The organism is Mesorhizobium sp. B2-3-7, from assembly GCF_006442695.1.
Taxonomy (GTDB): domain Bacteria; phylum Pseudomonadota; class Alphaproteobacteria; order Rhizobiales; family Rhizobiaceae; genus Mesorhizobium.
Genome location: NZ_VFVV01000021.1, coordinates 16,980 through 26,551 on the forward strand (window position 1 = coordinate 16,980; position 9,572 = coordinate 26,551).

At 62.1% G+C, this 9,572-nt stretch carries 10 protein-coding genes; 6 read left to right on the plus strand and 4 right to left on the minus strand.

The features are described from left to right. Positions 1-13: 13 nt before the first annotated feature. Complete coding sequence (locus FJ940_RS27685) at positions 14-2,401, minus strand: phosphoketolase family protein (RefSeq protein WP_140658538.1); 2,388 nt, start codon at positions 2,399-2,401, stop codon at positions 14-16. A 164-nt stretch (positions 2,402-2,565) separates the two neighbouring features. Between FJ940_RS27685 and FJ940_RS27690 the strand changes: the two genes are divergently transcribed. The 6 genes from FJ940_RS27690 to FJ940_RS27715 all read left to right on the plus strand — a co-directional run bounded on the left by FJ940_RS27690 (position 2,566) and on the right by FJ940_RS27715 (position 7,384). Beyond that, on the plus strand, positions 2,566-3,168 hold the full coding sequence (locus FJ940_RS27690; RefSeq protein ID WP_140560360.1) for an alpha-ketoglutarate-dependent dioxygenase AlkB: 603 nt from the start codon (positions 2,566-2,568) through the stop codon (positions 3,166-3,168). Between the two features lie 147 nt (positions 3,169-3,315). Then, the gene (locus FJ940_RS27695; RefSeq protein ID WP_140560359.1) at positions 3,316-3,756 is read left to right on the plus strand and encodes a DUF2267 domain-containing protein; all 441 of its coding nucleotides are present in this window, start codon (positions 3,316-3,318) and stop codon (positions 3,754-3,756) included. A gap of 49 nt (positions 3,757-3,805) precedes the next feature. Continuing rightward, entirely contained in the window at positions 3,806-5,575 is a 1,770-nt protein-coding gene (locus FJ940_RS27700; RefSeq protein ID WP_140632638.1) for a thiamine pyrophosphate-dependent enzyme, read from the plus strand. Between the two features lie 354 nt (positions 5,576-5,929). After that, the gene (locus tag FJ940_RS27705; RefSeq protein WP_140496161.1) at positions 5,930-6,394 is read left to right on the plus strand and encodes an Hsp20 family protein; all 465 of its coding nucleotides are present in this window, start codon (positions 5,930-5,932) and stop codon (positions 6,392-6,394) included. A gap of 66 nt (positions 6,395-6,460) precedes the next feature. Then, complete coding sequence (locus FJ940_RS27710; protein WP_140658507.1) at positions 6,461-6,928, plus strand: hypothetical protein; 468 nt, start codon at positions 6,461-6,463, stop codon at positions 6,926-6,928. A 153-nt stretch (positions 6,929-7,081) separates the two neighbouring features. After that, positions 7,082-7,384, plus strand: coding sequence for a DUF982 domain-containing protein (locus FJ940_RS27715; RefSeq protein ID WP_140658509.1), 303 nt, complete (start codon positions 7,082-7,084; stop codon positions 7,382-7,384). 141 nt (positions 7,385-7,525) lie between these two features. Here FJ940_RS27715 and FJ940_RS27720 read toward each other — a convergent pair whose 3' ends face one another. The 3 genes from FJ940_RS27720 to FJ940_RS27730 are packed head-to-tail and all read right to left on the minus strand — an operon-like array spanning position 7,526 to position 9,570. Continuing rightward, positions 7,526-8,314, minus strand: a complete 789-nt coding sequence (locus tag FJ940_RS27720; protein WP_140658511.1) for an SDR family oxidoreductase — start codon at positions 8,312-8,314, stop codon at positions 7,526-7,528. Positions 8,315-8,368: 54 nt separating this feature from the next. Beyond that, positions 8,369-8,704: a hypothetical protein gene (locus FJ940_RS27725; protein WP_140496164.1), complete on the minus strand. Its 336-nt coding sequence runs from the start codon at positions 8,702-8,704 to the stop codon at positions 8,369-8,371. Further along, the gene (locus tag FJ940_RS27730; RefSeq protein ID WP_140632677.1) at positions 8,704-9,570 is read right to left on the minus strand and encodes a DUF6772 family protein; all 867 of its coding nucleotides are present in this window, start codon (positions 9,568-9,570) and stop codon (positions 8,704-8,706) included. Before FJ940_RS27730 ends, FJ940_RS27725 begins: the two co-directional genes overlap by 1 nt. Positions 9,571-9,572 lie beyond the last annotated feature (2 nt).

Below are 9,572 nucleotides of genomic sequence, written 5' to 3' on the forward strand. Positions count from 1 at the left end.
GGCGGGCACAGCCTTAACCATCCGCCGCGCCCGCTTTGTCGCGCCAGGCCCAGTTCCGGATCTCGGGCATGTCCTCGCCATGTTCGCGAACATAGCGCGTGTGCTCGTTCAGGCCGTCGGCAAATCGGGCCCTCGCATCGGCTGCCCTGGCGCTCAGCCCCGGCACCCGGTCGATCGCCTCGATGGCTAGGTGAAAACGGTCCAGTTCGTTGAGCACCGCCATGTCGAAGGGCGTGGTCGTCGTGCCCTCTTCTTTGTAGCCGCGAACGTGGAAGTTGTCGTGATTGGCCCGTTTGTAGGTCAGCCGGTGAATGAGATAGGGATAGCCGTGGTAGGCGAAGACCACCGGTCTGCCGGTCGTGAACAGCCTGTCGAATTCCGCGTCCGCCAGGCCGTGGGGGTGCTGCTCCTTGGGTTGCAGCGCCATCAGGTCCATTACGTTGACGACGCGTATGGCGAGATCCGGTATCGCCTGGCGAAGAAGGTCGACAGCCGCGAGCGTCTCCAGCGTCGGCACGTCTCCCGCGCAGGCCATCACCACGTCGGGATCCTCCCCTCCACGCTCGGTTCCCGCCCAATCCCAGATCCCGATGCCGGCCTCGCAATGACGTATGGCGTCGTCCATCGGCAGCCACTGGGAAGCCGGCTGCTTGCCGGCAACGATCACGTTGACCCGATTGTAGGTTCGCAGGCAGTGATCCGTGACCCAGAGCAGCGTATTGGCATCCGGCGGGAAGTAGATGCGCACGATGTCCGCCTTCTTGTTGGCGACGAGATCGACGAAGCCGGGATCCTGGTGGCTGAAACCATTGTGGTCCTGCCTCCACACATGGGAGGTCAACAGATAGTTGAGCGACGCGATCGGCCGCCGCCAGACAAGTTCACGCGAGACCTTCAGCCATTTGGCGTGCTGGTTGAACATGGAATCGACTATGTGGATGAACGCCTCGTAGCATGAGAAGAGGCCGTGCCGGCCGGTCAGCAGGTATCCTTCCAGCCAGCCTTGGCAAAGATGTTCGCTCAGCACCTCCATGACGCGGCCGTCGCGCCCCAGATGCTCGTCATAAGGCTCGATCTTTTCCATCCAGACGCGCTCGGTCGCGTCGAAGACCGCATCCAGCCTGTTTGACGATGTCTCGTCCGGTCCCATGAGCCTGAAATTGCGGGCATCGGCATTCAGCCGTATGACCTCCTCGATGAACGCTCCCATGAGCTTCGTCGCCTCGGCCCTTGCGCCGCCGGGTTTCGGGACCGCGACCCGGAAGTGGCGGAAATCCGGCAATCGCAACTCCTGCTTGAGCATCCCTCCATTGGCATGTGGATTGCTGCCCATGCGCCGCTCGCCGTCCGGCGCCAGGGCCTGTAGCTCGTTTCGAAACCTGCCCGCTTCATCGAAAAGCGTCTCGGGCCGATAGCCGCGCATCCAATTTTCCAGAGCTGCGAGATGGCCTGCATCGTTTCGCGGGTCGGTGATCGGCACCTGGTGCGCGCGCCAGAAACCCTCGACCTTCTTGCCATCCAGCTCCTTCGGGCCGGTCCAGCCCTTCGGGCTTCTCAGCACGATCATCGGCCAGCGGGGCCGATGATCCACTCTGCCGGTCTCGCGCGCTTCCTTCTGGATTTCATCGATCCGATCGAAGACAGTATCGAGCGTTTCGGCCATCAGCCGGTGCATCGCCCGCGGTTCGTCGCCTTCGACGAAAAAAGGTTCATAGCCATATCCAGCCAGCAAGCTTCGCAACTCCTGCGCGTCGATCCGGGCGAGCACCGTCGGATTCGCGATCTTGTAGCCGTTGAGATGAAGGATCGGCAGGACAGCGCCGTCATGGACCGGATTGAGGAATTTGTTCGAATGCCAGGAGGCTGCCAGCGCCCCCGTTTCCGCCTCGCCGTCGCCGATCACGCAGGCCACGACGAGGTCCGGGTTGTCAAACGCGGCGCCATAGGCGTGAGCCATCGCATAGCCGAGTTCGCCGCCCTCATGGATCGACCCCGGCGTTTCCGCGGCGGCATGGCTCGGGATGCCGCCCGGAAAGGAGAATTGGCGAAAGAGCTTGCGCAGCCCATCCTCGTCGCGACTGACCTCGGGATAGATTTCGCTGTAGGTCCCTTCGAGATAGGTATTGGCGACCATCCCCGGTCCACCATGGCCTGGGCCGCAAATGTAGATCACGTCGGCATCACGCTGCCTGATGATGCGATTGAGATGGACGTAGATGAAATTCAGCCCGGGCGTGGTCCCCCAGTGGCCAAGCAGGCGAGGTTTGATGTGCTCCGGCCGCAACGGCTCCTTCAGCAGCGGATTGTCGATCAGATAGATCTGTCCGACCGACAGAAAATTCGCCGCCCGCCAATAACGGTCGATGAGATCGAGCTCTCCTTGTTCAGGCCGGCTACGCATTGCCCGCACGAGTTTCTCCTTGGCAAAGCTGGTTGAAATACGATGCGTGCCGCCCGCATTGAATAATCCGACAGCGAAGTCGAGGTTCCCATCAAATGCGAGCCGCCCCACACAGCCGGCCGGGGAAATCTTGCCTCAGCCGCGGATTTCACCATCTAAAGGCGATGCCATCGCCCCGATCCAGCAATCCCACGGACCCTCGCCAGGACGACCTCTTTGGTGCGCCCGACAGCTTGCCGGAAGGATTTCGTTACCTGCCCGAACTGATCACGCCGGCGCAGGAAGCTGAACTGGTGCGGGAGCTCGAGAGCCTGTCCTTCCAGCCATTCGATTTCCACGGCTATCTCGCGAACAGGCGCGTGGCAGGCTTCGGCCTGCGCTACGACTATGAGCGGCGCCAGGTGATGGAGGCGCCGCCCATACCAGGTTTCTTGCTGCCCTTGAGGGACAAGGTAGCCGGCTTTGCCGGCCTGCCTGCCACCGATTTCGTGCAGGTCCTGATCAACGAATATCGACCGGGCGCCGGCATCGGATGGCATAGCGACAAGCCGCACTTCGGCATTGTCGCCGGAGTGTCGCTGTTGGCTGCTTGCAGTTTCCGCCTGCGCCGCAGGAACGGTGCGAAATGGGACCGCGAAACCGTCACGGTCGAGCCGAGGTCCGCATATCTGATGGCTGGGGCCGCCCGGACCGAGTGGGAGCACAGCATACCGCCGGTGAAAGAGCATCGCTATTCGATCACGTTGCGGACGCTCCGGCCGTTGTGATCGTCGGACAGCGACTGCGACAGCCGGTGCAGCATCTCGCGTGAACTGCCGAAGCGAAGAAATTTCGGCCCGGCATGAAACTTTCCCTGCCACCGATGGTTTTGCCGACGGGTTTTGCGGGTGAGCGATTCGATTGAGGAGGCGGCGATGAGCGCTACCGGACTCGAGATTTTCGACAAGACCACCCACACCACCAACGTCTGGCTGGACGAGATCATGGCCGACCACGGACAGGATCGCCAGTTCGCTTGGCACCTGCTCGGCGTCGTCCTGCGCACCGTCAGGGACCGGCTGCCGGTCGACATGGCTTCGCATCTTGGAGCGCAGTTGCCGCTGCTCGTGCGCGGCACCTACTATGAGCAGTTCGAGCCGTCACGCCTGCCGCAAAAGAGCCGTTCTCTTGAAGAGTTTCTCGGCCCCGTTGAGCAGGGCATGAACGATACGCGTCCCGTCGACCCGAAAGCCGCGGTTCAATCGGTCTTCAAGGTCCTCTTTCATCATATCGACCCTGGTCAGATCAGAAAGGTCCGCGCCTCGCTGCCTGAGGACGTACGGCAGCTCTGTCCCGATCCCGATACGAAACACTGAACCTCCTCTCGGTTCGAGAGGGCGGCGTGCTCAATAAAGGAAATCCGCCATGCCCAATGCCGCCGAAATCCTCGTCGACACGCTGATCAACTGGAAAGTGGAGGTCGTCTTCGGCCTGCCGGGCGACGGCATAAACGGCATCATGGAGGCGTTGCGCACCCGTCAGGACCGCATCCGGTTCGTCCAGGTCAGGCACGAAGAATCTGCCGCCTTCATGGCGTGCGCCTATGCCAAATGGACCGGCAGGTTGGGCGTCTGCCTGGCCACCTCGGGACCGGGGGGCACACACCTCCTTACCGGCCTCTATGACGCCAAGCTCGACCAGGCTCCCGTGCTTGCCATCACCGGCATGCAGTTCCACGACCTTATCGAGACTTTTACGCAGCAGGACGTCGACCTGACCCGCGCCTTCAACGACGTCGCGATCTTCAACGCGCAGGTCTCCGATGCCGCCCATATGGAAAACCTGGCCAGTCTCGCCTGCCGCTCGGCTCTTGCCCGGCGCGGCGTCGCCCATCTGTCGATTGCCAGCGATGTACAGGAAAACGAGTTGCCCGAGGCAGACCGCTCGAAGCGAAACCGGCCCTCGCACACCCCCGATCGATGGTTCGAAGGCAGCCGGCTTCCGGCTGCCGACCAGCTCGACCAGGCGGTTAAGATTCTCAATGCGGCGAAAAAAGTCGCTATCCTGGCCGGACGCGGCGCACTCGGCGCGCGCGAAGAACTTGAGCGCGCGTCGGACCTGCTGGCGGCGCCCGTCGCCAAGGCGCTGCTCGGCAAAGCCGTGCTGCCCGACGACCATCCGAATACGACCGGCGGCATCGGCATTCTCGGCACCCGCGCCTCGCAGGATGCGCTGAGCGAATGCGACGCCCTGCTGATTGTCGGATCGACGTTCCCCTACATCGAATACTATCCCGAACCTGGCAAGGCGCGCGGCGTCCAGATCGACCGTGACGCGCAGAGGATCGGCCTGCGGTATCCCGTCGAGGCAGGGCTCGTAGGCGATGCCGCCGAAACCTTGCGTCTTCTCAACGAACGCCTCGAGCGCAAGAGCGACCGCTCCTTCCTGGGAAAGGCGCGGCAGGAAATGACCCGCTGGCGCGATGCAATGGCATTATCCGAAGCCAAGCCGGATGTGCCGCTGAAGCCGCAACTCGTGGTCAAGGCATTCGGCAGGCGTATGCCTGAGAACGCGATCCTGGCAGCCGATTCAGGACAGAATACCGAGATGGCTGCCAGGCACATCGACATGAAGGCCGGACAGGCATTCGGGGTTTCTGGAGCGCTCGCCTCTATGGCCTGCGGCCTTCCCTATGCGATTGCCGCCGGCATTGCCTTTCCGGGGCGCCCTATCTTCGCAGTGGTTGGGGATGGTGGGCTTGCCATGCAACTCGGCGAATTCTCGACTGCGGTACGGCACGGCATTCCCCTCAAGGTCCTCGTGCTCAAGAACGGCATGCTGAACCAGATCGCCTGGGAGCAGATGATGTTCCTTGGCAATCCGCAATTCGGCTGCGAGCTGCAGCCCATCGATTTCGCCATGGCCGCCGAGGCCATGGGCGGCATCGGCTACAGCGTCTCGCGGCCGGAAGAGGTCGAGGGCGTGCTTGAGGCGGCCTTCGCCACGCAGGGACCGGTGATCATCGAGGCCGTCGTGGACGCCTATGAGCCAATGATGCCGCCCAGGATGCCGCCGGATTATGCGAGGAATTTCCGCAAGGCGCTGCCGGACACGCCTGGACACGACCAGATCGAGGACAATGTCGGCGAGGAGCCGCTGAAGTCCATGATGAACGAAGTTTCCGAGGAAGCGTAGGCACAGCCGATCTCGCCCCACGTCCGCGACGGATGGCGACGTGCGCGGCGACACTGCATAGGGATACTTCTGCCGAGTCCGTGGGATCGGTATCGGCGCCCCGACCATCGCGGAAGTCTCGGGCCATGTACCGCTTCGGGGCAGATCCTGCTGTTGCAAGAGTGAAAGGGTCGTGCGGCAGAACTACCGCAAGCCACTGTTCTTGCATGGCAACTTAGCATCAAAAAATTTTTGGGACCCCTCTTGAAGAGATTTCTGGCCGTTCCCAGATCGTTTCGCGTCGAGGCTTCGGCTCGATGAAAAAGGCGTCGCGACACCTGCGGCGTCCCATGTTGCTTTTCGGAGGATATGGATATGAGAAGCGTGGATTTTGCACCCCTTTACCGCACGACGGTCGGCTTCGACCGTCTTTTCGACATGCTCGACAGCAGCATTCGCTCGGACTGGCCTCCCTACAACATTGAAAAGAAGAATGAGAACAATTACCGCATCACCATGGCGGTAGCAGGCTACGACCTGGACGAGCTCGAACTCGTGCAGAACGGCGCCGAACTGTGCGTTACCGGACGCAAGAAGCCCGATCCAGAGCAGCGGCAAGTTCTCCACCAAGGCCTTGCGATAGGTAATTTCAGACAGGCCTTCAGGCTGGCCGACCACGTAAGGGTGAAGGCTGCGACGCTGAACTGCGGTTTGCTCGCCATCGAGCTCGTGCGTGAGGTGCCCGAGGAACTCAAGCCGCGTCGCATCGAGATTGGCGTCCGCGACCCTGAAAATACAACGAAGTCGATAAGCCAGGATGTGTCGCGCAAGGCGGCCTAGAATGTCGCAACAACCTGCGGTCCGCCTCCCGGCAACGCCGGGAAGCCAAGATTGCGGAGAACGGAGATGAGAAGCGAAGCTGATATCTTTCTTCAAGCCGGCACAAGAAAACCGACCCGCATCGACGTCTCGCCGGTGCCGAAAAACCCCGGCGACGTTCTCAACTGCTCAACCATGAGCCTTGAGGCGAAGCGTGCCTTGCTTGCCTCATGGGCCTCGGACGCGCATGCGGTTGACGACGCTCCGTCGCTGCGCAGGCTGGATGACGGCTCGGTCATGAATGTGGATGAGATCCTTCGCGCGCTGAAGGCACTGGATGAGCGCGAGCAAGGGCATCCGCCGCACAGGGCGGCGTCTCGGTCCCAGCGGCGTTCTTTCGGCCGCTTCCGTCGAGGGAGTTGGTTCCGCTGGATCGCGGGCATCCGAGGTGAAGACGATGATGACGATCCACCTCCGAGCCCGGTCTGCGCGGCGATCCCGCCGAGGGCAGGTGGTGGCGGGGCATTTTCCCTGCCGGAACCTGAAGCAGCCTAGAGCAATCCCGAGAAAAGCGCATACCGCTTTTTCCCTGGAAATTACGTGGAAACAGACGGTTAGAGCAGTTCGGCGTCTCGTGAAACGATGAACTGCCCCAATGAAGGGGTTGGGTCCAACCCCTCAAAAGCATCCAGCCAATGGAGGAAGTTCATGAATGACAAAATGTTCGAGCAGCCTGTTCTGGTGAAGAACGGGGATTTCATCATCGAGGAAGTAGCGTGCCTCGAAGATGCATTCGAGTTTCTGCAGAATTGGCCCCGGAACCGCAGAGGCCCGATTTTCGAAACCGCCCTGCGCGCGTGTCAACGCGCCTATGACGGCCATGTCCCAGCCTCGCTGGCACGCGATGCTTTTGCCGGCTTTGCGCGCTCGGCCAGGATCCTTGAAGACGTCTCGACCTCCATACCCTGGATGGCGGGGATCAAGACGGGCAGAGGCGGCATTTCCGCCTGAGGAGAACGTTCGCCGAACCTTCGGTTTCAAGTATGTCAGGTTCCGAGCAAAGTCATGGAGAGCGCCTAATTCCGTAGGTCGTGCCGCCGGCAGGGCGCGGTGACCGGTGCTAACGCCGGTCACCATGCTTGGCGGTGCCGGTCAGCGGAACATCGAGCCGCCATCAACGTCGAGCGCCGCGCCATAGACGAAGCTCGCGGCGTCCGAGCAAAGGAATAGGATCGCGGCGGCCATGTCGTCGGGCCGGCCCATGCGGCGCATCGGCAAATTGGCCGCGATGCGGTCCTTGAGAGCCTGGTCGATATGGGAATGCATCGGCGAATCGGTCGGCCCCGGATTGAGGGCGTTGATGCGCACCTTCTTTCCCGCCAATTCGCGCGCAACCGACTTCACCAGCGACAGCGTGCCGGCCTTGGACGCCGCATAGGCGGTGTCGGCGATGAGCCCGCCGCCGCCATGCACACCGGCGTCGGAGGCCACGCACACGATATTCCCCCCGCCGGCATTGCCTTGCATGCGCTGCACCGCCCCCTGGACGGTGAAGAAGGTGCCCAGCAGATTGACGCCGAGGACGCGCCGCCAGTGCGCCCAATCCTGCTCCGCGATTCTCTTGGCAGTGATGATCGCCGCGCAGGTCACGACGTTGTCGAGCCGCGCCAGCTTGGCGTCGCAATAGTCGAACATGCGCGCGATGCTGTCGGGGTCGCCCATGTCGGCCACCACCTTGTGCGGTGGTGTCCCGGCCGTTCCGCTCAATTCGTCATGGCGCTTCGCCAACCCCTCGGTATCGCGGTCGCACATCACGACCTCGGCGCCCTTGGAGAGAAAGGCACGGGCGGTCTCGAAACCCATGCCGCTCGCGGCACCGGTCACCAGCACGGTCTTGCCGGCAAAACTGTCCTGGGCAAACGTCGGATAGGGATCGATCATGATGTCTCCGTGAACAGTAAGGGTTGGCCGACGGCAAGGTTTGGCACGGCGTGTTCAGGCCTTCAGGTGCAGCGTCACGAGCACGCTGCACTCCGCGCCGCTGTCGAAACGCGCCGCGACGCGCAGCCAGTTGCCAAAATGGCTAAGCCGCGCCATTGCCATGCCGTCGCGCTCGGCCGGCATGACAAACTCGGTGCCTTCGCGCAGCCAGTGCATTCCATCCGGCGAGATCTCGATCCACGCCGTTGCCGCAGGGCCGACAGGTTGCTTCAACGCGCGCACGAAGAAGATCGCCTCGCGCGCCCATCCTGCCTCGTAAGGCTCGCTGGCGGCCTCGCCGCGCCAGCGCTCGTTGCGCGAGACGACCGCGGTGATGTTCTCGGGCAGCATCAGAAGTCTCCGGAAATGCAGATGGAATCGACATAGAGGAAGGCCCGTTTGGCAACGTCGGTTTCAGCGAAGAGGCCGAAATTGAGCATGCACCACAGGTTCTTCATCGCCGGAATGCGGATCGAATCGAATCCCGAGAGATCGAAGCTGCGATCGTTGCAGCGCAGCCCGAGCGCCGTCATCGATTCCAGATCGAAATCGAAGCACAGATAAGTCCAGTTCACCTTGGTGGGGATCTCGTTGTAGCACAGGCGCTGCGATCCGCCGGGAAGGTCGAGCCATCCCTCCGGCGACAGGTGATAGTGGCTGATCGTCTTGTCGTCGCTGCCGATCGGGATGATCTTCTCGGTCTCGCGCTTGTATTGCCATTTTTGCAAGTGCTGGCCGTCGAGCGCGTTCAAAAAGCGCAGATGCGGCATGACCCGATCGCTGTTGCCATCCTGATCTCCGCCCTGCAGGTCGAACAGGAAGCCGACGGAGCGCACATCGGTTTCGGAAAGCTTCAGCGCATTGGCTTCGGGCTTGAAGGTGAAATACATTTCGAAGCGGATCGGTCCGCGCTTCCTGAATGTGTGGCGTTTGATGGCGACGTTGCGGGCTCCCGGCAGGGGACGTGTCGCAACCTTCAACGCATAGGATGAATCCATCCCCCCGTGTGAGCCGGCGTCCCAGTGCGCGAGCGTCGACAGCATGGCGCTGGTATGCTGCGCGTAGCCCGGCAGCATGGTGTCCAGATCGTCCTCATAGTTGCCGACAAGCTGCGACCAGCCGCAATGGCCGCGCGCGAAATCGTCGAACGACAATATCCGCGGCAGCGGGTCGAAGCGGCTGAGCGCGGGGTCCGCGCGCAACAACGCCAGCCGCATCG

Bases quoted from the DNA above. Each gene is read 5' to 3' on its own strand.
- FJ940_RS27685 (WP_140658538.1), bottom strand. From the start codon at position 2,401: ATGCGTAGCCGGCCTGAACAAGGAGAGCTCGATCTCATCGACCGTTAT.
- FJ940_RS27690 (WP_140560360.1), top strand. From the start codon at position 2,566: ATGCCATCGCCCCGATCCAGCAATCCCACGGACCCTCGCCAGGACGAC.
- FJ940_RS27695 (WP_140560359.1), top strand. From the start codon at position 3,316: ATGAGCGCTACCGGACTCGAGATTTTCGACAAGACCACCCACACCACC.
- FJ940_RS27700 (WP_140632638.1), top strand. From the start codon at position 3,806: ATGCCCAATGCCGCCGAAATCCTCGTCGACACGCTGATCAACTGGAAA.
- FJ940_RS27705 (WP_140496161.1), top strand. From the start codon at position 5,930: ATGAGAAGCGTGGATTTTGCACCCCTTTACCGCACGACGGTCGGCTTC.
- FJ940_RS27710 (WP_140658507.1), top strand. From the start codon at position 6,461: ATGAGAAGCGAAGCTGATATCTTTCTTCAAGCCGGCACAAGAAAACCG.
- FJ940_RS27715 (WP_140658509.1), top strand. From the start codon at position 7,082: ATGAATGACAAAATGTTCGAGCAGCCTGTTCTGGTGAAGAACGGGGAT.
- FJ940_RS27720 (WP_140658511.1), bottom strand. From the start codon at position 8,314: ATGATCGATCCCTATCCGACGTTTGCCCAGGACAGTTTTGCCGGCAAG.
- FJ940_RS27725 (WP_140496164.1), bottom strand. From the start codon at position 8,704: ATGCTGCCCGAGAACATCACCGCGGTCGTCTCGCGCAACGAGCGCTGG.
- FJ940_RS27730 (WP_140632677.1), bottom strand. From the start codon at position 9,570: ATGCGGCTGGCGTTGTTGCGCGCGGACCCCGCGCTCAGCCGCTTCGAC.